The sequence below is a fragment of the Rufibacter glacialis genome (assembly GCF_008271745.1).
Classification (GTDB): Bacteria; Bacteroidota; Bacteroidia; order Cytophagales; family Hymenobacteraceae; genus Nibribacter; species Nibribacter glacialis.
Window position 1 is genome coordinate 278,315 of the sequence record NZ_VKKZ01000022.1, and the last position, 22,067, is coordinate 300,381.

A 22,067-nucleotide genomic window follows, 5' to 3' on the forward strand; every position below is an offset into this window, starting at 1 on the left:
GCGGTAACTTGTGGCTATTCATGAGGACAGTTTGTAACTGCCCTTGGTATTCCTGTGGTAATAGGTGCGCCAGTTGCAAACAAACGGTCATTTCTACTCCAAGTTACCGCTTCGCTCAAACTTGAAGTAGCCTTGCTTTTACTCTATCAGAATTACCTCCACCAGTCCCTTGCCACCTGCATAATCTATGGCGCTGCTGTAGAGATACTCCTGGGGCTCCCGCACAATTCCTGCTTCAACGGGGTTCTGATGAATGTACCGGAGTTTTTGCTCTAGCAGGAAGTTGGTGTTGAGCGCAATGGGGTGATTGTGCTGTTGCCAGAATTGGAAGTGCTGGTTGTTGGGGTTGCTGCGGCCCGCTCTCTCAAACATCCACAACATCCAGGCTTTCCTGCTTTCCTGCGGATTTTCAGCAATGGCTTGCAGGATGGTTTTGGCGGTGTATTTCTTCAAGTCGCGGAGGATGCCCTCTAAGGCGTTCTCACCCTTTGTGCCCACAATAGCATGTACGTGGCTGCTCATGATACACCAGGCATATACCTCCAATCCTTTGTGCCGGATGCAGTACTGGAAGCTGTCTACCACAATGTCTTTGTACTCGGGCCGAATAAAAACATCTAACCAGTTTAAAGGACTGAAGGAGAGAAAGTAACGCTTTTCCTGATCATGGATGCGGTAATGCCGGCTCATAAGGGGCGAAGTTGGTCCTTCCCCCTATACGGAATAGAATGGGTGAATATTTCAAGGGGAGTGCGACGGTGACGGGGTGTAGCGGAGGCCCCTTGCTAAGGGACCATAAAAAGGCGTTTAGGGGCTGTTTCCAGAGAAACAGCCCCTAAACGCCCATCTTGTTAAGGCTAGCAGTGGCGGTGGCGAGGAAGATTACTACCGCTCCAGGAGGACTTCCTCTATTTTGAGGAGGGTTCGGCCGTCTTTGGTGGTGGTTTCCTCCTTGACTAGAAGCGCTCGCTGCCCCTCTATGGTGACGGTGTAAGGTTGTTTGTTCGGGTGGTTCTGCCCGATGAACAATTTATCTCCGTCCATCCAGGCGGGTAAGGTGGTGGAGTGGTTTCCGTGGCCATCCACAATCACCAGCTTCCCGTCGGCGGTAAAGGTATAGGTCTTCTCTCCGGCATCATATCCCTCTTTCTCCACCTCAGGCGCCTCGCCGGGGAAGGTTTCCGTTTTGGTTTTGGAAAGCACGTTCCATTTGCCTAGCAGCCGGTGGTCGGTGGGGTTCTGCCCAGAATCATCAGAGCAGGCGGTGGTTACCAGAAAGAAGAAGAGAAGGAGGAGGTTGAAAAAGTGTTTTGGAAGATGCATGGCTATTGGTTTAGTGGGCGCTCCCTCGGGCCAGTTCAATTTGAAGAGCTAGTCGCGGCGAAGGCAAAGGGGTGCCCGGTGAACGTAAGCAAAAGTAGGGGAGCCTGGTTCCGGAAGCATTGACCCAGGGCAACGTTTTCAGACCATGGCTTGGGCAGCGGGCAGGAACCCGGCAGCAGCAGGCCTAGGGGTGCGAAAAGGTAGGCGCCAAGGGTGAAAATTTGTTGGCGGCAAGGGCCCTGGGTATTCCATTTTTTTGTCCAATCTCCTACTTTTACAGCGGCATACAGAAGGCTGGGCCCCTTATGGCATGGCGTAGCTTCAGAAGAGAATTACTAGCCTAACCCTGGTTTGCCTCCCCCTGCATTTATCCCCCATTTTTTGAAAAACACTTAGAAAACCAGTGAGTAGCCCGGTGGGTACCTGTGCTCCGTAGGCTTTTCCCGGTTCATTTTTTGAAGTCCCTTTGAAACCAAACCTTATTCCTTTAAACCCTATGGCCAAACTTTTACGAACCTACTTGACCCTTTCCTGCTTCCTTTTCCTGCTGGGTGGCTGTTCAGGCAAAAAGGAAGAAGACCCGGCCCCAACGCCTGAACCCGAAGTAGTCCTTTGCAGACTGCTCAAGGAAGAGGTGGTCTCTCCCAACCCCAGCCAAACCTTCACCCGGGACTATATGTATGTTGGCCTTGACCTAACGGGGGTAGAAGATGTCTATCCGCAGAATCCGGCCTCTTCCAGCACCATTGCCTTTGGGGTAGATGTGGCCGGGAAGATTGTGAGCACCACCATTTTCAGAAACGGTACGGTCTTCCAGTACTACCTTTTTGAGCATGATGCGCAAGGCCTGATCAGCCGGGTAGATCTGTATGCCAGAACGGGCCCACCTGGCTCGCAGCCGGTGAAAATGGCCACCAGAGAGCATACCTACAATGCCAAAAAGCAGCTGATTTCCAGCAAGAACTATCAGGTCACCGGCGGTGCGCCGCGCTTGTTGAATGATTTCACGTTCACCTACAATGACAAAGGCAACCTCACGGAGGTGCGGGAATACCGGGCTTTTAATTTCCAGAGCTCCGGGGCCTTCAATGACATTGTCATCAAGACCACCTATACCCATGACGATAAAATAAACCCCTACCATGAATACCCTTCGCAGAACTACCTGCCGCCGGGCCTGGTGATCCAGAACATGTCGCCTAACAACATCCTCACGGTCACGTCCATGACCACCACAGAAGGCACCACGCACGGGCCAGGCGCCACCTTTGACACCGCCGCCCTCAACTTCACCGGCACCAACACCTATACCTACACCGCCAACAACCGTCCGGCCAAAGTAACCGGCTCCCTGGGGGTGACCAGAACCTTCACGTATGCTTGTGCGAAGGTGACCAAACCCTGAACTAACATTGCTGGTGCTCCAGAAAGCCGGAGGCGGGGAATAAAACCCCGCCTCCGGCTTTTTAGGTTTTATACTGCAGGCCTTGCCAGCGGAACGTTTAAAGCTACCCGGTTCTCTGGTTTCCTGCCCCTTGGTGCTCTGCCTTTCCTGGACCTTCCTCTATCCGATTTTCTTCCCTAGAAACCATTCTACCGCTGCCGCTGAGACAGGGCCTGGTATTTCGTGCTCTCCCTCAAACTCCAGGTAATTTACTTCCAGGCCCAAGTCCTTCAGTTCGCGGTACACTTTCCGGCTGCAGGGGTCAATGGGCAGAATGGGGTCTTGCTGGCCATGCGATAGGAAGACGGCGGCCTGGCCTGTTTTCTCTCGGCTAAAGCCGAAGCCGGGGGAGAAGGCGATGACATGTGTGAAGAGGTCGCCGTTGGTCAGGCCCATGCACAGGGCGTACGAGGCACCGTCTGAGAAACCGCCCACGGCTATCTTGCCCGGGTCAATGGCATAATGGGAGAACACGTGCGCCAGGGCCTGGTCAGTGTACCACGCATCTGGGCCAAAACTGTCGCTCACGATCACGTCCCAGGTGTATTTGCGGGAGGCCGGCGCCAGGAGAATGAGGTTGGCAGCATCAGCGTATTGCTGCAGTAGCCATTGGCCTTGCTCTGGGTTGCCACCTGAACCATGGTACAGCACCGCCAGGGCGGCGGGCAGCGCCGGGTCATAACCTAATGGCACGTAGAGCAGCCCATCTTTGTCGGGGTCCAAGCCCAGAGGGTGCAGCCCGGTCTTAGAAGTGGTTTCCAGGGTGGGAAGATGGGGGGCGGCGGTCAAACGCCCGGTCTGGTAGCTGTTTCTGCTGGGGATCATCCGGCCTCCTTCTTTTCTGTGATTCACCTAAGACATACGGGAAACAGGCAGAGGGTTGTGTCTGTTGGTAAGATTCAGGTTAAATACGGAGGAGTGGCCCACACCCTCAGAAGGAAGAAACAACTTAGCGCATTACGTTTGAACCGGAGGCTGAGAACCGGCGGGTTTATTGCCCCTTTTTCGCCAAATAGGCCGAAAACAGACCCTGGACCTGCGAACCTGCCCTTGGCTATGGCGCCAGAACCGCCTGTTCGTAGAGCAGCTCGTTCCGAAGCTTGCCCACTACGGCCAGGGCTTCCATCTTGCGGAGGCAGTAGGTGATCTGGCGGCACCGGTGTAAGGGCAGGGCCAGGGCTGCCGCCAAGTCTCGGTTAGAGAAGGGCTGCGGCAGGTCTTGTGGCAGGAACTGCAGGAAATCCTGCGACGAGGAAAACCGGTGCGTGCTCACCACCTCCAGCAGCTTACGGTCTTTGATGCTCACTTTCTTGCGGTGCTTGCTGCCCTTGCCATCGCGGCAACGCACTTCCTCTTCCCTAATGAGGGCAAACTCCAGGGTAAAGCCTTTTAGCGGCACCAGGTCCGGGAGGCGTACCAGTTCCTCAAACAGGTCAGTAAGGGCGCCCCTGTACGGTGATTTGCGGCGCGACAGCATAGCGCCCCCTTTGTCCTCTACCTGCACCACCCATTTCTCATAGGTGACCGGGTGCAGCAGGTGCACGGGGTGGTCCTGGAGCAGCGCCTTCAGTTTGGGCCTGATGGCGGTAAAGTTCCGGGTCTGGATCTCTACCAGCTGCGGGCCTCTTACCAGGTCAATCACAAACCCGCTCACCGGCACTTCAAACCGGTCGTGCGGTTGCGCATACCACTGTTTCAGGCCGGCGTGCAGCGAGCGCTCGTTGTGGAGGTTGATCCCCTGGCGTTCTGCTGCCGTTTTAGGCGATTCTGTCTCTTCCCCTGCTGCCATTCTCTGCCGTTCCATATTTCCCAAAACTACACAATCTTCATTAGTCCGGTTATATGGGTAAAGGTCAGGAAACGCCTGACCGGTGAATTTTGGCCGTTTTTCTGAAAAAGAGTGCTAAACAGAAAGGAGCAGGGGCCCATCTCCGCGCTTTCTTTCTCCCGCCTCGGGGAGGACTGTTTGGAGAAAACTACGGAGGTGAAGCGGGGAAAACACGGTATTCGCGGTCTGGCCCAACCACCTAAAGAATCCCGCGTTGCGGAGAGAAAGGCAAATGCATGATGGTACCTCCATTTCTGAAGCCCGGCGACAAAGTAGGCCTGGTCAGCACCAGCAACTACACTGTGCCTGGGTACATTGAGGCCATGGTCAGGATTCTAACGGAATGGCAGCTGAAACCCGTGCTGGGGCGCACCATTGGCCCCCGGCACGGAAGCATGGCCGGACCAGATGCGCTGCGGCGCCAGGACCTGCAGCAGATGCTGGACCAGGACGAGGTAAAGGCGGTGTTCCAGACCATGGGCGGCTACGGCATCAGCAGGGTAGTGGACCAGCTGGACTTCAGTAAGTTCAAAGACCACCCCAAGTGGCTCGTTGGGTACAGTGACACTACCTTCCTGCACAGCCTCGTGCAGAGCAGGCTGGGCACCGCCACCCTCCACGGCACCATGGCCGCCGACCTGGAAACCGGCTACGACCAAGAGTCCTGGGAAAGCCTGCGCAAGGCGCTGTTCGGGGAGAAGCTGGCTTACCGCGTGCCTCCGCACCCGCTCAACCGGACGGGAGCCGCAGAGGCCCCGCTGGTGGGTGGCACCCTCAGTGTGCTCTGCATTGCCAAGGGCACCCTGTCAGAGGCTAACACCAACGGCAAGATCCTGTTCCTGGAAGAAGTAGGCGAGAAGCCCTTCCGACTAGATAGTTACCTGATTTCTTTGAAGCAGGCGGGTAAGTTTGACCAGGTGAAAGGCCTGCTGGTAGGGGAGCTGGTAGACATGCAGGAAGATGACCCGCCCTTTGGCAAAACCCCCGAGGAGATTCTCCTGGACGCGGTGCGGGAATACGACTTTCCAGTGTGTTTCGGGTTTCCGGCGGGGCACGGCAAGGTGAACAAAACCTTGGTCTTGGGGGCGCTCGTGCGGCTGGTGGCGACTGCGAAAGGAGGCAGCATCACGTTTGTACGGTAAGCCGGCCTTCCGCCCCTGCGGATGGTGCAGAAGTGGAGAGAATCATTTAGCCCCTGGTTACAGAAAAGAAAGCCATGAACGTACTGCTGCCCCATCAAGATGCCTGGTTGTTTACCACCCTGCACCTCAACCCCGGTAAGGAAACCGTGCTGCTGCTGCACGGCGGCCCGGGCGTGCCCGAGGGGCTGACCTTTGTGCGCAAGTACCTGGCCCGGCAGTTTCAGGTCCTCTCCTTTCACCAGCGGGGTACGCTTATGTCGCCGTGCCGGTCCCAGGACTATTCCCTGGACCGCTACCTGTCAGACATCACCTGCCTGGCCGGCCATTTCAGGCTAGAGCGGTTCCATTTGTTAGGGCACTCCTGGGGCGGGCTGTATGCCCAACTGTATGCGCAGCGCAACCCCAACCGGCTGTTGAGTTTGTTTCTCGCCAACCCGGCCTCGGGCACCGGCACCCACTGGAAAGAGATGAGCCTGGAGATTGCCCGCTACAACCAGAGAAAGAGCACGTGGTGGGAGTGGCTGGCTATGAACGCCCACGCTGGCCTGGGGCTGTTGGGGCGGGATCAGGGATATCGGGGTTTCTTTCGGCAGGCCCTCCTGAACTTCAGCCGGGGCTTTAAAGAGGTGTACCCAGAGCAATTTGCCCTGCATTGCATCAAAGCCCAGCCAATCAACCGCACGGTAAAAGCCATCTTATCCCACCCGGAATTGTCGCCGGGCCAGGACCCGAGTTGTCCTGTGACGGTGGTGTATGGGCAGCAGGATATTTACGGGGAAAGCATGCGCCATGTGGTGCAGCGGTACCCAAAGGCCCGGTTCGCGTTCCTGCCCACTTGCGGCCATATCCCCTGGTCGCACAACCAGCCCGCTTTTCTGGAAGTGCTGAACGGCCATTTCAGGATTAGCTGACTTCTCTTCCGCCGGTTCGGCGCCTGGGCTTCAAGGGGTAGATTTCTGGCATCGGAATTCAACGGGTGCCGGGGTGCCAGGTTTAAAGCCCGTTTTTGGCAAAGGAGGCGAAAAACAAACTACGCGCTTTTTGTCAGGACTGCCCCTTCGCCAATTCTAAGATAGGGAACCGATCCCTCTGTTTTGGGGCTGTTTTCTCTGAAACGGCTCCTTTTCAGGGTTTGCGGAAAACGACAGGAGGAATGTGGGAAATACCTAATTCCTTTAGGCTGATGAACTTAACCAGTAGGCGGGCGTACCTCTTTACCAGTATCAACCTGAAACCGAACGCATATGATAGCAGTGATCACAGGGGCTTCCAGCGGTATTGGCCGCGCCACCGCGTATGAATTTGCCCGCCGCGGGTACCAATTGGTGCTGGCCGCCCGTTTTGGGGCTGGTTTAGAAGAAGTAGCCGAGAAATGCAACCGCCTGGGAGGCCAGGCCATTGCCGTGCCCACCGATGTAGCCAAAGAGGAGGAGGTCAATGCGTTGGCTTACCAGGCCCAATCCTCGTTTGGCGGGTTTGACGTATGGGTGAACAACGCGGCCGTGGGGCTTTTCGGGCGCTTTGAGGAAATCCCTACTGAGGACATCCGGCAGTTGATGGAGGTCAATGTGTTTGGGTACATTTATGGGGCCCGAGTGGCCATCCGGCAGTTCCGTTCGCAGGGGTATGGTACGCTCATCAACGTTTCGTCTATGGCGGCGCTGGTGGGGCAGCCCTTCTCCATCCCGTATACCATGAGCAAGTACGCGGTGCGGGGCATGAGCATCAGCCTGACCCAGGAACTCGCCGATGAAGAAAATATCCATGTGTGCTGCGTGCTGCCGGCGGTTATTGACACGCCTATTTTCCAGCATGCCGGTAATTACATGGGCCAGGCCGTAAAAGCGCCAGACCCGGTGATTCCTGCCAAACGGGTAGCCAACGCCATTTACCGCCTCACCAGAAAGCCGCAGGAGCAGGTCACGGTGGGCAACATGAGCCGCATGATGCGGTTGCAGCGCCTGGTGTCTCCGGCCCTGCTGTTTGATAAGTACCTGCAGAAAATGATCGCCCACAACCACTTCAAAAGCCAACCGTCGGGTCCGTTCCAGGGCAACCTGTATGCCCCTATGACCAACTGGAACAAGGTGAACGGCGGCTGGTTGCCCAAGGATTCTGGGAAAACCGCCGGAAAAACCTTCCCGGTGCTGGCCGGACTAGCCCTGGCCGGGGCAGTGGGGTATTACCTGCAGCAGCAGAAGAAAGGCACCTACACCGGCTCTGCTTCGGCGCAACGGCCGGTTCCCCAGCCAGCCACCTACCCCGTGGCCGCTGATCACCACACCTCCTTAAGCCAGACAAGTAAAGCTGGAAGCGTAGGCAGCACCTCAGAATCCACCACCGGAAGCACCAGCCGCAGCACCGGCGACCAGACAGGCAACTTCCCGGACCATCGCCCCGGCAGTGCCAATGACCATATCAGCACTTCACCAGATATTTACGGAACCGGCACTGTGGGCCATAGCGGTACCAGTACCAACACCGGAAGTGGAACTGATGCGGTCCGGCCGGCGGGTGATCCATTGGGTGGCCTCACCGGTTCACCCGGCACTACGCCTGGAACCCTGTAAAAGAGAATGGGTGGGCCGCCATGGCTTCTGCGTAAAAAGCCTTGGCGGCCTCAGTCCCTGACCGTAGGCGCTTCTGCAAGTGGTTCACGGCGAGTCTGGAGAATCGCTTCCTCCCATGTCATGAGTCTGGAGACTCGCGCCAGCAGGTTATATTATCAGACTCAGGACTCTCGACTCAAGACTCAGAACTCAACCCGACCTCGTAGGGTGTGCAGCTCCTGCGAGTGTCTCTGCCAATCCCGTTTTAGGGCCATTTTAAGGAGAATAGCCCCTAAACACGGTTAGCACAGGCTTTCTGGTGCAAGTTCAGGTTTCCAGAACAGGCTATCCCAAAACCTTAGATACACTTCTAGAAATTGAAATGCGGTATGAACAAGTGGAAAATACCCCTACGGGCGATCTGGTTTCTGTTTTTGCCTTGTTTTCTGATGTTGGGCTGTAAACCGTCTCCGGCGCAAAAAGCAGCCCAGCAGAATTCTGCGCCACCCGTTGCGCAAAAAAGCGACAAGACCGTCACGCTCACCATTCCCAACCATCCGCTTAAAAACGAGCAGGACCTGGATCTCCTGTTACAGGAGATTGGCGAGGCCCGGGTGGTATTGCTGGGCGAGGCCTCGCACGGCACCTCTGAGTACTACACCTGGCGGGCCGCCATCACCAAGCGGCTTATGCAGGAGAAAGGCTTTGACTTTATGGCGGTGGAGGGCGAATGGGCCGATTCTTATCGGGTGAACCAGTTTATCAAAGGTCCCGGAAAAGACAGTGCCGCCACCGTTGCCCTGCTGGAGCAATACAACCGCTGGCCCACCTGGATGTGGGGGAACCATGAAGTGGCAGACCTAGTCACCTGGCTCAACGGCTACAACCAGGGCAAACCGGTTGCACAGAAAGTAGGCTTCTACGGTTTGGATGTGTACTGCCTCTGGGAATCTATGAACGAGCTCATGCCCTACGTGGAGCAAAACCCAGCATTGTTGAAAGCCGCCCGGCAGGTGCATCAGTGTTTCCAGCCCTACAGCGCAGACGCCATGCAGTACGCCCAGGCGGTGGCCAATGCCTCGGCCAGTTGCCGTACCCAGACCAGCCGCCTCTGGAAGGAAATACAGCAACAGAACCTCGCCGCGGGCACGCGCCCTACTGAAGCCCAATTTGTGGCCGAGCAGTATGCCCTGGTGGCCCTGAACGGCGAACGCTACTACCGTGCCGCGGTGAGCAGCAACACAGAATCCTGGAACGTGCGGGACAACCACATGGCCCAAACCATGAAACGCCTGCTGGACTTCCATGGGCCAGAGGCCAAGGCCATTGTCTGGGAGCACAATACCCACGTAGGCGACGCGCGCTACACCGACATGGCCAGCAGCGGTGAGGTAAACGTGGGCCAGCTGGCCCGGAAGGAGTACGGGGAGGAAAATGTCTATATCGTGGGTTTTGGGTCGCATAGAGGCACCGTGATCGCGGCCAGCAGCTGGGGAGCCCCCATGAAAACCATGCCGGTACCGCCCGCCACGCCCGGCAGCTGGGAACAGATTCTCCACCAGCTAAGCCCCACAGACAAGATCATCTTTTCTAAAGACCTGCGCGAGAACAAGGTGCTGAACAAGCCGGTGGGGCACAGGGCCATTGGCGTGGTGTATAATCCCAAAGTAGAGCACTTGGGCAACTACGTGCCTTCGGTCATGCCCAAACGCTATGACGCTTTCATTTTTATAGATAGCACCCGGGCTTTACGGCCCATAAAGACCATCAAGGTTCGGCAAGAACCGCCAGATCTTTACCCATCAGGGACATAATCGCGTAGAAGGTTTTGCCCGCAGGGGGAAAAGCCGGTGCCCTGGAAAGGCAAAGGGCAAGCATTGGCACCGGTTTAGCCATAAAAGCGCATCTTTGCGCCCTTACGTTAGTACAATGCAGTTGATTCAAAAGCAGCGGATTTCGCTTAGTTTATTCTTTTTCCTGTCCGGTTTTAATTTCTCCAGTTGGGCTTCCAGAATACCTACCATCAAACAAGCTCTAGACCTGAATGAGGCAGAGTTAGGCACCATTTTGCTCACCATGCCGGTTTCCTCGTTGATTGGGGTGCCTTTGTCTGGCTGGCTGGTGTCTCGGTTTGAGACCAGGATTCCCCTGGCCGTGGGCTTTCTGCTGAATTCCCTGGCGCTTTCCCTCATTGGGCTGGCTCCTTCGCCGGGTATGCTGGCCGTTGTCTTGTTCCTGTTCTCGTTGAGCATGCGTATTTTCAATATCTCCGTCAATACGCAGGCCATTACCCTTCAGAAACAATTTGACCGCAAGATCAACGGGGCTTTTCACGGACTTTGGAGCACTGGGGGCATTGTGGGGGTTGGCTTTACCACCTTGTTGATTTCTTTGGGCGTACCCATGGTGCCCCACCTGATCTCGGTGTCGGTGGTGAGTTTGTTGGCAACGGTTTTCACCTTCGGGTACCTCCTCAAAAATGACCAGTCCCCATCTGGCAACAAGCTGTCTTTCAAAAAGCCCGACCCGTACATCATGTACCTGGGGTTGCTGGTGTTCTTTGCCGCTGTGTGTGAGGGGGGCATGTTTGACTGGAGCGGCATTTACTTCCAGGAGGTGGTGAAAGAAGAGGTGTTTACCGTCGGGTACCTCACATTTATGACCTTTATGGCCCTCTCGCGGTTTGTGTCTGACAAGATCATTGACCGCATTGGCATGGCCACCACCTATATGCTGAGCGGGGTATTCATCTTCACCGGCATCAGCCTGGCCATTCTGTTCCCCACGTTCTGGCCCGCCATGATTGGTTTCTCGCTGGTGGGGTTTGGCACGGCCTCTGTCATTCCCATGACCTATACGCTGGCCGGAGCGTCTAAAACGTATTCCCCCGGCATTGCTATTTCCCTGATCGCTACCTTCGGGATCGTGGGCATGCTTATTGGGCCTCCTATGATCGGGTACCTGGCACACGCCTTCAACCTGAAGATCTCCTTCATCGCCTTTGCCTTGGCTGGCCTCATGCTGATCCCTATCACGCGGTTGTTCTTCAAAATGCAGCGTTCTGAAGCAGACCCCTTTAAAGTAGAGGCCAAAGAGATGGCGTAGGTTAGGTGAGTCGCTTGTATGAAGTGTAGGGGCAATCCCTGGTGGTTGCCCTTCACGTTAGCTGGTAATTGCCTTATGTACTGCCAAATCAATTTCCTGAAGAGATTGGACAGGTCGCGACCTGTCCGTACCATGCATTTTCTGGAAAATAGGTGGGGAATGGTAAAGCAACCATCAGGGATTGCCACTATATGAAACCAACCCACTTAAAACCCTGCTGCCGCATCATCACCTCTGGGATCTGCGCCGCCTTCTAACCGGCCATCTGGCAGCACCAGAATACCGGCGGCCCGGCCGATGCCGTGGATGGCGGGGGCGATTTTGTGGCCTTTCAGCCAGAGTCCCAGGCCGGTGCCAAATCCCAGGGCTCCCCATTCTGAGAGAACCCAATTGGGTTTCCATTGGTGGTGGAACCGGCCGGCGGAGATGGCGCCTTGCATGGTGTGTCCGTGTTTGGTTACGTTCTGGATAATCTGGTACACGGTGGTAATGATGGTGGAACCGCCCATGGCACCCACCACCATGAACAGCTGGCCGTTCTTTTCCAAAATGGTGGGAGACATGGAGCTGAGCATGCGTTTGGCGGGGGCAATGGCGTTGGCTTCACCACCCACCAGGCCGTAGCTGTTGGGGAACCCGGGCTTGATGCTGAAGTCGTCCATCTCGTTGTTGAGCAGGAAACCGGCCCCGCCCACCACCACCTTGTTACCGAAGCTGCTGTTCAGGGTAGTGGTCACGGAAATGGCGTTGCCCTGGGCGTCTACAATGGAGTAGTGGGTGGTGTGCGGACCTTCAGGCAGGGGAGGCGTACCCGACGAGACTTTCTGGCTGGACGTGGCTTTGGTAGGGGAATACCCTCTCATCCGGCTCCTGATGTAGGCTGTATCCAGCAATCCTTTCACTGGCACCTCATAGAAATCGGCATCGCCGAAATGCTCTGCCCTGTCGGCGTACACCCTGCGTTCAGCCTCTATCATGAGGTGACTGGAGGGTACCGTATTCCAGCCCCAGGCGTTTAAGGGGTATTTTTCAGAAATAGTCAATAATTGAATCAGCGCAATGCCGCCGCTGGAAGGAGGAGGCATGGAAATCACGCGCAAAGGGCCCACCTGCCCCGTGACTGGTGTACGCCAGACGGAACGATAGGCTGCCAGATCTGCTTTGGTAATGATGCCCCGACCCCGTTTCATCTCCGCGGAAAGCAGATCTGCGGTGCGGCCTTCGTAGAAACCAGCCCGCCCCTGGTCCCGAATCCGTTCCAGGGTACGGGCCAGGTCGGTTAGCCGGAGGGTGTCACCTTCGCGCCAATGGTCTTGGAAGAAGAACTCTGGGCTTTGGGTGTTGTACTGCACAAAATCCTGGCGTTGATCGTTCAGCTTCTTCGCCTCTTTTTTGGTGAGCGGGAAACCAGTAGCCGCCAAAACCACCGCTGGTTGCACTAATTCTGACCAGGGCAGGCGGCCGTATTTTTCGTGCACCTGCACCATGCCGTCTACCGTGCCGGGTACCCCGGCGGCTAAGTGCCCTTTGTAGCTCAAGTCTTCTATCACTTCGCCTTGCCCGTTCAGGTACATGTCACGGTGGGCGGCGGCGGGGGCTTTCTCGCGGTAATCCAGGGCGTGGGTGGTGCCATCTTTGAGCCGCAAGATCAGGAATCCGCCCCCGCCAATGTTGCCGGCATCTGGGTACACCACAGCTAAGGCAAACTGCACGGCCACTGCGGCATCCACCGCATTGCCGCCCCGCCGCAAAATCTCGGCCCCCACCGCCGAGGCCAGCGGATGGGCTGATACCACCATGGCTTTCTGGGTGACCAATCCCCGGGTGTACAAGTCTGGGTGGGCGCAGCCGGTAAGGCAAACGAGAAAGAAGAACAGGTAGATTTTTCTGAGGATCACGCCGGCGGAATAACTAAAGGGCTTTCTCTCTTTGTCTTTACCTAAAGCAAGGGCTTGAGGTTTCCTACCGTCGGAATCAGGGACCCCAAAGGTTTTCCCACCGGAGGGAGAGGCTGGCTAACTAGATTTTAGACATCTTTTCTGGTAAACTGGCCGGTAAAAGTTAGCTATTCCTCGCCCAATAAAAACGATCTTGGTAAATAAATGGCAGTTTCTCTGCCACCACCCTAGGTAAAGTACCTTAAATCTGTTAATTATTTAGATTAAAGTAGAATTGTTTTGCATTTTGTTAAGAGTGTTTTTATCTTCATCAGACAAGGGCTTAGCTGGGGCCGAACCCCCGGATACCTGAAGAAGAACCGGCCCTCAGAATAGGCAATAAGGTGGTATCTGAAAAAGCCGGTATCTAGTTTTCAGGCCATGGGAAACCGTCTAAGGCATGGTTCCGTTTTTCGGCACAAGCCCTTTAAAGGAGCTGCTAAGGCTCCCAGCAATTTCCCTTCTCTCCCTAGGTGGAGTATCCTGTCACCTGTGTTGGCGTTCCTACGTCCGTCATCTGCCCACCTTTTCTAGTTAGCGCTACCGGCAGTACCCGCTATTGCAACCGCTGTTCTGGTTCCCCCTTGTTTTCTATACTTTTCATTCATCTTTCTATTCTGATGAAAGCACATGTATTTTATACCAAGGCCTTGCTCTGGTGCGGGCTCCTATGTTCCTTAAGTTTCTTCACCACCTGTTCTGATGATGATGACGATGACATGGCTGGTACCTTTTACGGCCCCTTGGTGACCGTGGGGCAGGGAAATGCCAGGACCTGGGTCACCACCAATGACGCAGGCACCCCCACCTCTTTGGGCCTGACCTTCTCTGAACAAGCCATCACCGGTAACCTGGGCAACGCCATGCGCATGTATACCCTCGCCTTACCGGCGCAGGCAGATCAAACCCTCTATGACCATGTCATGCTGGATTGGAATCCCCAGGGCCATGACCCGGGACCTTTGTATGGTGCGCCCCACTTTGACCTGCATTTCTACATGATCCCGCCAGATCAGGTAGCCAATATCCAGGGAAGCGCCGCCACCGACCAAATGCCTGCCGCGCAATTCAGGCCCCAGAATTATATGATTACCCCCGGCATAGTACCTGGCATGGGAGCCCATTGGATAGACTTCACAGATGTCAATAACACCCCGGGGAACTTCGCCAAAAACTTTATCTATGGCTCTTTCAATGGCAATTTCATCTTTCATGAGCCCATGTTCACGCTGGCATACCTGAAAACCCTGCCTACTATTGGCACCCAAACCATGGATATTCCGCAGCCCGCCTCTTATCAGATGGCCGGCTTGTATCCGCAGCGGTACAGCTTTTCTTACAATGCCAATACCAAAGAATACACCATCTCTTTGCTTGACCTTACCCAGAAGCAATAACCTCTTCTTCTGAGGCTGGTGAGAAAGCTAGTGATGCAAGAGGCTGTTTTGGTGCTGTTTAAAGAAAAACAGCACCAAAACAGCCTCTTTTGCTGTAGGTGGTAAAAAAAATTAGGGTAGCTTAAGAGCTATGAATGAACCTGCGGAGGGAACCTATGCTTGAACCAGGGAGCAGGTGAGGTTTTTATCTAATCTTTCACGGTCGCTTTGGCAGCCAGATAAGCAGGCAGATGTTGAACAGCTTCATTCAAGCGTTTAAGATTTGCTTTCTGCCGATTCTTATCCTCTAGGTTGATATTGTAGTGCTTAAACAGGTAGTACAGAAGTATTCGGTTGTAAGTATCCAATTGTTTGTCCTGGATCATGGCAAGGATTTGGTTTTCTAGGGAGGGGGCATTCTGAGCTTCTGTTAACGCTCTGCCTATTCGCCCAATGTTGCCGTAGTAATGGTTCTCGCCGGAGTTCTCTAGCCTGAGGCTGATACCCAGAAGAAGGTCTGCCACGTTGATGTCTACTACTTCCAGTTCTTTGATATAGGTTTTTCTTCCGGCCCAGGCATAGTTACCGTCTGAAACCCGATCAAAACGGTCATTCATAATATCAAGATGGGCCCGCAAGAAGGTTTCCCAGTTTACCGTTTCAGCAGACAGTTTGGCGATAGCCACCGCATGGGCCCGCGGAGCAGTATCCTGGCTACAGCTTCCTATTACACGGCGTTTCCTTTTCAAGTCTAACTCTGCCTTTCTTGAAATATACAACCCCACGTATTCTTCAAATTCGTTGTCATACCCACCTTCTATTAGAGCAACAGACAGTGCCTTGGTTAAAAGATCCATGAACTCTTTCCGCTTTGACAGATCATCCTGAACCATGGTTTTCCTGGTGTGGTGGTACCACTGGGAATGCTTTGCAGAAAAAGCTTCCCCCTGCTTTTCATCATATTCGGGCTTACCTGTCTCTTGGTGGACGTATCTGATGAAGTTCTCTATGGCGGCGGGTGTCTTTCCTTGGTTCCCGTTTCTCCCCCAAACTGTCTCAACATAGATTTGGGCGGTGGTGTCTATCAGGCAATCGGCGTATTGTACCATACGGGCATACTGTTTGGGCAGAGGGGGAGCATTGAATTCCTCTGGAAAGTAAAAAGCCGCTATACTTTCCTCAGAATACCTGGTTTTTGGACGATAGTTGACTACCCAATTTTCTTTCAGGGGTTTCTTTTCTTGAAAGGAGTCAGCTGAAATGCTAATGGTGTGCTCTCCTTTTCCGTTGAGCGGTAAACTGAAGAACTCTATAGTTTCATTCCCCTCGTAATCTTTGCTTCTGTCCTTGGCCACCAGTAGATCCTGGCTGATGTTGGCGGGCCGGTATTTCCTTAAAAACCCTTCAAAGGAAATGTTCTGCTCCAGGTCAGCTTTTGCAGCTTTGATGTCTCCTTTTGCTAGAGAGGTATAATGCCCCCGGGCCTGGGACATAGCCCGATACTCTTTGTGCAGCTCACATACTTTGTGTTTCAAATTCAAGGAATCTACAATGGCCTTGAGTTGAGTAATGGTATGGTTGCTATAAATCAAGCCATTTGGGTGGGTTTTGAACTCTGAATCTGAGGTCTCTGCCACCTGGCTCTGACCATAAGAAAGGGTAGTTAACAACAAGATGGGCAGTACCGCCAGCAAAATGAAACAAGTAGCCACTATCACTGGCATAGTGGTGGAAATGGTCTTGGGAGTTTTCATGACGGAAGGCGTTAGGTGGAAGAATCCTTTCTAAGCAAAAGATGCCCGCCCTCGGCAAATTCCATAGACCGTCTGCTCAGAATTCTTTGGTAGGTTTAGGAAGGATGGGAGCAGAACCAACCCCTTAACCCCACAGGAAAACATTCCTTGGCATTTGATTAGAAATGGGTGCCAAAGACAGAGGATAGTAATACGTGAGAGAGACAAAAGATAGCCATGTGTAGAAGACAAGAGATGGCAATGCGTAAGGAGACAAGGCGGTGCCTAGTCTCTACAGAGGGTACATCATCACCGGTAATGCTACTTTCCCCGTTTCCAGTCTTTCCCGAGCGCGCCTCGCTTTTGGCCCTAGATAGACGATTACTAAGAGAGCAGAACGGTGCAGGCCGAAAGGGCAGTGCGAGCGGGGAGGACGGGGCCTCGCGGCCGTGAGCGCACGAAGGGTAGCTATGAAAAGACCAAGCAGAAGGGCCTCGCAGACAGCAGCCGCCACGCTAGCAAGGACAAAAGGCATGCACTAAAGCAGCAGCAAGGACAAAAGGCATGCACCTGTTCCAGGCCTTTTTCCCAAAAACACTTCTTAAACGCACCTCACCCCAACAACGCCAGCAACTCCTGTTTACTAAATGCCTTCAGCATCCCCCCATCCGTCTTGATCAAGTCCTGCACTAGGTCTTTCTTACTCGCCTGCAGCTTCATGATTTTCTCTTCCACGGTGTCTGGGCAGATGAGGCGGACGGCGACCACGTTCTTCTCCTGGCCAATGCGGTAGGTGCGGTCAATGGCCTGGTTCTCCACGGCGGGGTTCCACCAGGGGTCTACCAGGTACACATAATCGGCGCGGGTGAGGTTGAGGCCGGTGCCGCCCGCTTTGAGGCTGATGAGAAACACCCGCACGTCTTCCTGTTCCTGGAAAGCCGCCACCGCGCCTTGGCGGTCTTTGGTCTGGCCGGTGAGCATGGAATAGGAAATGCCGCGGGTATTTAGCTCCTTCTTTATCAATTCCAGCATGGAAACGAACTGCGAGAACACCAGAATCTTGTGGTGCGGCGCTTTGCTTTCAATCTGCTCCAATAGCACGTTCAGCTTAGAAGAAGCCTCACCGAAAGATGCTTCCTCAGGCAGTAGGGCAGGGGAGTTGCAGATCTGGCGCAGTTTGGTGAGGCCGCGCAGCACGTGCATGGGGTTCTTCTGGATTTCCGCATCGGCCTGGGCCGAAATGAATTCCCTGATCTCCAATTCATAGGCGGCGTAGACCTGGCGCTGCTGGGTGCCCATCTCGCAATAGAGCACCATCTCGGTTTTGTCCGGCAGTTCTTTGGCTACTTGTTCTTTAGTGCGCCGTAGCAGGAAAGGACTTATTTTGCGCTGCAACTCGGCGGCCCGAACGCTACTCTTGAACTGGTCAATGGGCTTGGAATAGTGGTCGCGGAAAAAGCGTTTGTTGCCCAGCAAGCCGGGACAGGCGAAGGAAAGCTGGCTGTACAGGTCGTAGGTGTTGTTTTCCAGCGGCGTACCGGTCATCACGATACGGTTGCGGGCCTGCAACAGACGCACCGCCCGGTACCGCTGCGATTCCGGATTCTTGATGTTCTGCGACTCGTCCAGGATAATGTAGTTGAACCGGTAGTCCTTCAGCACCAGAAGGTCTGACAACAACGTGCCGTACGTGGTGAGTACCAGTTCATAGCCGTCCAGTTCCAGCGGATTTTTGACGCGGTTGTTGCCGTACACCGTCAATATTTTGAGGGAAGGCGCGAACTTGGCTACTTCTTCCTGCCAGTTAAACAGCAGCGAGGTAGGCACCACCACCAGGTTGGTGTTGCGGGCCACTTTGCCGCGTTGCGAGAGCAGAAAAGCCAGAATCTGTACCGTTTTCCCCAAGCCCATATCATCTGCCAGACAGCCCCCGAAGTTGAACTGATCCAGGAACGAAAGCCAGTTCAGGCCCTGCTGCTGGTACGTGCGGAGGGTGGCGTGCAACTCGGCAGGAACGGCCACCTCAGGAATGGCTTCAAAGTGGGCGAGCTTCGTCCGGTAGGTGACTAGTTCCTGGCGCACCTCCTGGCTCAGAACTTCCTCCTCGTAGAGTTCTTCAATAGTGGAGAAGTTCATCTTGGGCGTGCGCAGGCGTTCCCCCACCACCTCTGCGGGCTCAAAAAAGCGTTTGAGTTTCTCTATCCATTCCTGCGGCAGAATGCCCTGGGTACCATCATCCAGTTGTACGAAGCGGCTTTTGTTGCGCAGCGTTTTGTGCAGGTTCTTGAGCGAGGCTTTCTGCTTCCCGAACTGCACATCCAAAGAGGTGTCAAACCAGTTGATGCCGCTGGTCACCAGAATGGTGATGTTGACTTTGTGCGGGTTCAGGTTGGTGGTTTTCAGTTCTTTGAAGCCCAGTACGGTGATGTCCTTGTTGCGCCAGGTGTCAAAGGCTTCCAGAAACCATTCCTGGTCCAGGAACCGATCTTTGTGCAGGTAAAAGCAGTCCAGGTGCAGCTGCTCTTTGAAAAACGGATGCTGCCGCAGAATCAGGGCCAGAAACTGCAACTCGGCTTCCCTGTCGCGCACTACGGTGAAGGAATTGCCCAGCACATCCGTCGCGTAAATCTGCTTCTGGGAGAGCACCGGGATCTCCACGTGCCCGTATCGCATGACCGGCGTTAGCAACAAGTAATCCTCGGATTCTGAAAGGTAAATGAGCTGCTCCCGACCCTCGTCAAAGCCCTGTTCTTCCAGTTGCTTGGGGGTAGCCGGTTTCAGGTACGAGTACGAGATCTTGATGCGGGTTTCCAGGTTCGCCAAAATGTTCTCCCGGAACTCTTCAAACTTAGAGGCATGCACCAGCAGGTAATAGCCCCGCTTCTGGAAAAAGTCGATGACGCGGCGCAAGTCCGGGTTGTGCAGCAGATACAGCCGGTCCTGGATCTGGAGGAAGTGCCCGTACTTGATCTGCAGGTGCTTTAACGCGTACGGCTGGTCTTCTATGTGCAGCAGCGCGGTGACGGAGTAGAAGTTGTCTTTCACCTGCACCTCCAGCACCAAATCCAAGGGTGCTTTCTTCAGTTGGATAGGTGAAACGGAACTAGCTGTGATGTTAGCTGATATATCAGGGTTATGCTGGTACACCTCCAGGCCCAGCGGATTCTGCACCAAGGCTTTGAGCGCTTCCAGGTCGGCCTGAGAGGGTTCGGTGTTGTAGTTGTTCTGGAAGCGGGAAAGGGCGGTGTAGAACTTGAGTTCCTCGGGCTGGTTTGTTTGCCAGACTAAATCCAGCGGAGCCAGCGCCTTGAGCGGGTTCTTGATTTTCCCGGTTTGCGTGGTGGCCGCCTCCAGCAGTTCCACGCTCAGGTGCTTGTAGTATTTGTGCTCGCCCAGCACCATGATGCGCTGGGTGTTTTCTTTGGGGCTGGGGCCCGAAGGCAGAAAAGGCAGCCCTTGTTTGGGTACCAACTTCTCTTTCAGAAACGCCTGCGACTCCTCGGTGATGGGCAGCAACTCCGTGAGCCGGGGTTTGATGGACAGGCTTTTATTCGCGTATTCCAGGGAGAAGTACTGGTCTAGGTTGTCTTCTTCGGCCAGGCCGTACTCCGCCGCCACCGGTTTTATTTTCTCCTTACGGAGCTTTTCGTCAAAAAAGGCCCGTAAATCGTTTCGGTTCAGAAGCGTTTGCAGCACCTGCGATTGGTGGGCGCACAACGCCTGTTTGGGAGCGGGACAGCCGCAGGAAAGCAGCAGTCCGTTGGGGAGCTGTTTTACCGAAACAGCCGGAAAACGCACCAAAGGAGACACCCCCGAGATCACTGCCCGGTTAATCTCCAGGTGGGTTGGCTGCAATTCAAAACTACTGCTGCCGCCTGCCATGGCCTCGGCGGAAGAGTGGCGGGCAATGGTAGCGTAGGTGAGACTCGCCCCTGATATGCCTTCCAAGAAATACTCTGTGGGGGGTACGCTTGCCTGCCTGGGTGCCTGTTCTTTCTCCGCCATGTCGCCGTTGTTCTGAGGGTTGAAGTTAGGTATTTTCTGGCGAAGGGTTTGTTTTGCCTTTTTAGCAGAAGGCGGAAGAGCCTTGGCGTTTAGGGGTTGTTTTTTGGAAAATAGGAGGGAAAGGGGGGATTTGTTTGCAACGGAAATAGCGGGTAGTAAAGGGAGGGCAACCACAAGGGATTGCCCCTACTGTCTGAAATACCACACCACCCTTTGTAGGGGCAATCCCTGGTGGTTGCCTTTTTCACACTTGTTATTAGCCATCCCCGTTTTTCAGGTATTTTCTTATATTTCTGCCTAATCCAGAATCTGAAATGAAGCAACAACTGCGTATTTGTCTGGCGTTCGCGCTCTTAGGCCTCTGCCTATCCTCATGTACAACCTCACAAACCAATAAAGCAGGCGAAAACAAAAACGCAGTGACCGCAGGCAACCCTGTATTCCCGGGCTGGTACGCAGACCCGGAGGGCATCATCTTCGGCAAGAAGTACTGGATTTACCCCACGTTCTCGGCGCGCTACAAAGACCAGGTGCACCTGGATGCCTTTTCCTCCCCTGACCTGGTTTCCTGGACCAAGCATAACCGCATCATAGATACCGCCTCTGTCAAATGGGCGAAAAAGGCGATGTGGGCGCCCGCGGTGGTGCAGAAAGGCAAAAAGTACTTCCTGTTTTTCGGGGCGAATGATATTCAGAGCGACCAGGAACTGGGCGGCATCGGTGTGGCCGTGGCTGACAAGCCCGAGGGCCCATTCAAGGATTACCTAGGCAAGCCGCTGGTAGACAAGTTCCACAACGGGGCACAACCCATTGACCAGTTTGTTTTTCAGGATAAAGACGGCCAGTATTATTTGATTTACGGCGGCTGGCGGCACTGCAACATTGCCAAACTGAAGGATGATTTCACTGGTTTCGTGCCTTTTCCAGATGGTAGCACGTTCAAGGAAATCACGCCGCAGAATTATGTGGAAGGCCCGTTTATGTTCATCCGGAACGGGAAATACTATTTCATGTGGTCAGAAGGCGGTTGGACCGGGCCGGATTATTCCGTGGCCTATGCCGTGGCCGACTCTCCCTTCGGGCCTTTTGAGCGGGTGGGCAAAATTTTGCAGCAAGACCCCGCCATCGCCACCGGCGCCGGGCACCACTCCGTAATTCAGGTACCCAAAAAAGACGAATGGTACATTGTCTACCACCGCCGCCCCTTAACCGAAACCGACAGAGACCACCGCGTCACCTGCATAGAGCAAATGTCCTTTGACCAGCACGGCTTTATCAAACCCGTGAAGTTGACGAAGGAAGGAGTAGCTAGAAGACCTTTATAATGGGTAGGAGATTCTGATAAGGATTACATGTAAGCAGGGATATTCTCGATTTGGGACGCATTTCGTTCCCCTTTGAAGGGGGTAGGGGGATGAAAAAGGCGGGAGAAGACGCAGCTAACCTTCGTTCATTCTAAACAGCTGGGCGTAACCGGGTAATACCATCCTTGGCCTGTGCGTAATCCTTATCTTTAAATGGCTCTTTCGGATTTATCCATCCGAAAGCACTCTGTCGGGGATTTCCAATCCTCAGCTCTACTTAACCAGGCGAAACGGATTGAAAGGGGATTTATAAATCCCCGA

The 22,067-nt window shown here is 54.4% G+C and carries 15 protein-coding genes; 8 read left to right on the forward strand and 7 right to left on the reverse strand.

The genetic code is table 11. The features are described from left to right. Positions 1 to 138 precede the first annotated feature (138 nt). Positions 139 to 690 carry an REP-associated tyrosine transposase gene (locus tag FOE74_RS15010; RefSeq protein ID WP_149099442.1) on the reverse strand — a complete coding sequence of 184 codons (552 nt, stop codon included), beginning with the start codon at positions 688 to 690 and terminating at the stop codon, positions 139 to 141. Between the two features lie 195 nt (positions 691 to 885). Further along, positions 886 to 1,323: a hypothetical protein gene (locus tag FOE74_RS15015; RefSeq protein ID WP_149099443.1), complete on the reverse strand. Its 438-nt coding sequence runs from the start codon at positions 1,321 to 1,323 to the stop codon at positions 886 to 888. A 496-nt stretch (positions 1,324 to 1,819) separates the two neighbouring features. Here FOE74_RS15015 and FOE74_RS15020 point away from each other — a divergent pair, with 496 nt between their 5' ends. Continuing rightward, entirely contained in the window at positions 1,820 to 2,728 is a 909-nt protein-coding gene (locus FOE74_RS15020) for a hypothetical protein (RefSeq protein ID WP_149099444.1), read from the forward strand. A 159-nt stretch (positions 2,729 to 2,887) separates the two neighbouring features. Here FOE74_RS15020 and FOE74_RS15025 read toward each other — a convergent pair whose 3' ends face one another. Continuing rightward, complete coding sequence (locus FOE74_RS15025) at positions 2,888 to 3,592, reverse strand: alpha/beta hydrolase (protein WP_149099445.1); 705 nt, start codon at positions 3,590 to 3,592, stop codon at positions 2,888 to 2,890. Between the two features lie 229 nt (positions 3,593 to 3,821). Then, on the reverse strand, positions 3,822 to 4,556 hold the full coding sequence (locus tag FOE74_RS15030) for a hypothetical protein (protein ID WP_149099446.1): 735 nt from the start codon (positions 4,554 to 4,556) through the stop codon (positions 3,822 to 3,824). Positions 4,557 to 4,831: 275 nt separating this feature from the next. Between FOE74_RS15030 and FOE74_RS15035 the strand changes: the two genes are divergently transcribed. From FOE74_RS15035 to FOE74_RS15055, 5 genes are all read left to right on the forward strand, one after another. Continuing rightward, positions 4,832 to 5,737, forward strand: a complete 906-nt coding sequence (locus FOE74_RS15035) for a S66 peptidase family protein (RefSeq protein ID WP_149099447.1) — start codon at positions 4,832 to 4,834, stop codon at positions 5,735 to 5,737. A gap of 74 nt (positions 5,738 to 5,811) precedes the next feature. Continuing rightward, on the forward strand, positions 5,812 to 6,648 hold the full coding sequence (locus FOE74_RS15040; protein ID WP_149099448.1) for an alpha/beta fold hydrolase: 837 nt from the start codon (positions 5,812 to 5,814) through the stop codon (positions 6,646 to 6,648). A 333-nt stretch (positions 6,649 to 6,981) separates the two neighbouring features. Next, the gene (locus tag FOE74_RS15045; protein WP_149099449.1) at positions 6,982 to 8,307 is read left to right on the forward strand and encodes an SDR family oxidoreductase; all 1,326 of its coding nucleotides are present in this window, start codon (positions 6,982 to 6,984) and stop codon (positions 8,305 to 8,307) included. Between the two features lie 368 nt (positions 8,308 to 8,675). Beyond that, complete coding sequence (locus tag FOE74_RS15050) at positions 8,676 to 10,100, forward strand: erythromycin esterase family protein (protein WP_225840836.1); 1,425 nt, start codon at positions 8,676 to 8,678, stop codon at positions 10,098 to 10,100. A gap of 115 nt (positions 10,101 to 10,215) precedes the next feature. Next, positions 10,216 to 11,391 (forward strand): MFS transporter, encoded by a 1,176-nt coding sequence (locus tag FOE74_RS15055; protein WP_149099450.1) that lies wholly within the window; start codon positions 10,216 to 10,218, stop codon positions 11,389 to 11,391. A gap of 206 nt (positions 11,392 to 11,597) precedes the next feature. On the opposite strand, the gene ggt is transcribed toward FOE74_RS15055, so the two are convergent. Continuing rightward, on the reverse strand, positions 11,598 to 13,190 hold the full coding sequence (ggt, locus tag FOE74_RS15060) for a gamma-glutamyltransferase (RefSeq protein WP_149099635.1): 1,593 nt from the start codon (positions 13,188 to 13,190) through the stop codon (positions 11,598 to 11,600). 758 nt (positions 13,191 to 13,948) lie between these two features. Here ggt and FOE74_RS15065 point away from each other — a divergent pair. Continuing rightward, positions 13,949 to 14,725, forward strand: coding sequence for a DUF5602 domain-containing protein (locus tag FOE74_RS15065; RefSeq protein WP_149099451.1), 777 nt, complete (start codon positions 13,949 to 13,951; stop codon positions 14,723 to 14,725). Positions 14,726 to 14,913: 188 nt separating this feature from the next. On the opposite strand, the gene FOE74_RS15070 is transcribed toward FOE74_RS15065, so the two are convergent. Beyond that, positions 14,914 to 16,458 (reverse strand): hypothetical protein, encoded by a 1,545-nt coding sequence (locus tag FOE74_RS15070; protein ID WP_149099452.1) that lies wholly within the window; start codon positions 16,456 to 16,458, stop codon positions 14,914 to 14,916. Between the two features lie 591 nt (positions 16,459 to 17,049). Beyond that, complete coding sequence (locus tag FOE74_RS15075; RefSeq protein ID WP_149099453.1) at positions 17,050 to 20,442, reverse strand: DEAD/DEAH box helicase; 3,393 nt, start codon at positions 20,440 to 20,442, stop codon at positions 17,050 to 17,052. A 314-nt stretch (positions 20,443 to 20,756) separates the two neighbouring features. Between FOE74_RS15075 and FOE74_RS15080 the strand changes: the two genes are divergently transcribed. Then, a complete protein-coding gene (locus FOE74_RS15080; protein WP_149099454.1) occupies positions 20,757 to 21,767 on the forward strand; it encodes a glycoside hydrolase family 43 protein in 1,011 nt (336 codons plus the stop codon). Positions 21,768 to 22,067 lie beyond the last annotated feature (300 nt).

Coding starts and splice junctions, on each gene's coding strand:
- FOE74_RS15015 (WP_149099443.1), bottom strand. CDS start 1,323: ATGCATCTTCCAAAACACTTTTTCAACCTCCTCCTTCTCTTCTTCTTT.
- FOE74_RS15050 (WP_225840836.1), top strand. CDS start 8,676: ATGAACAAGTGGAAAATACCCCTACGGGCGATCTGGTTTCTGTTTTTG.
- FOE74_RS15080 (WP_149099454.1), top strand. CDS start 20,757: ATGAAGCAACAACTGCGTATTTGTCTGGCGTTCGCGCTCTTAGGCCTC.
- FOE74_RS15035 (WP_149099447.1), top strand. CDS start 4,832: ATGATGGTACCTCCATTTCTGAAGCCCGGCGACAAAGTAGGCCTGGTC.
- FOE74_RS15070 (WP_149099452.1), bottom strand. CDS start 16,458: ATGAAAACTCCCAAGACCATTTCCACCACTATGCCAGTGATAGTGGCT.
- FOE74_RS15045 (WP_149099449.1), top strand. CDS start 6,982: ATGATAGCAGTGATCACAGGGGCTTCCAGCGGTATTGGCCGCGCCACC.
- FOE74_RS15025 (WP_149099445.1), bottom strand. CDS start 3,592: ATGATCCCCAGCAGAAACAGCTACCAGACCGGGCGTTTGACCGCCGCC.
- FOE74_RS15055 (WP_149099450.1), top strand. CDS start 10,216: ATGCAGTTGATTCAAAAGCAGCGGATTTCGCTTAGTTTATTCTTTTTC.
- FOE74_RS15065 (WP_149099451.1), top strand. CDS start 13,949: ATGAAAGCACATGTATTTTATACCAAGGCCTTGCTCTGGTGCGGGCTC.
- FOE74_RS15020 (WP_149099444.1), top strand. CDS start 1,820: ATGGCCAAACTTTTACGAACCTACTTGACCCTTTCCTGCTTCCTTTTC.
- FOE74_RS15075 (WP_149099453.1), bottom strand. CDS start 20,442: ATGGCGGAGAAAGAACAGGCACCCAGGCAGGCAAGCGTACCCCCCACA.
- ggt (WP_149099635.1), bottom strand. CDS start 13,190: ATGGTGGTATCAGCCCATCCGCTGGCCTCGGCGGTGGGGGCCGAGATT.
- FOE74_RS15040 (WP_149099448.1), top strand. CDS start 5,812: ATGAACGTACTGCTGCCCCATCAAGATGCCTGGTTGTTTACCACCCTG.
- FOE74_RS15010 (WP_149099442.1), bottom strand. CDS start 690: ATGAGCCGGCATTACCGCATCCATGATCAGGAAAAGCGTTACTTTCTC.
- FOE74_RS15030 (WP_149099446.1), bottom strand. CDS start 4,556: ATGGCAGCAGGGGAAGAGACAGAATCGCCTAAAACGGCAGCAGAACGC.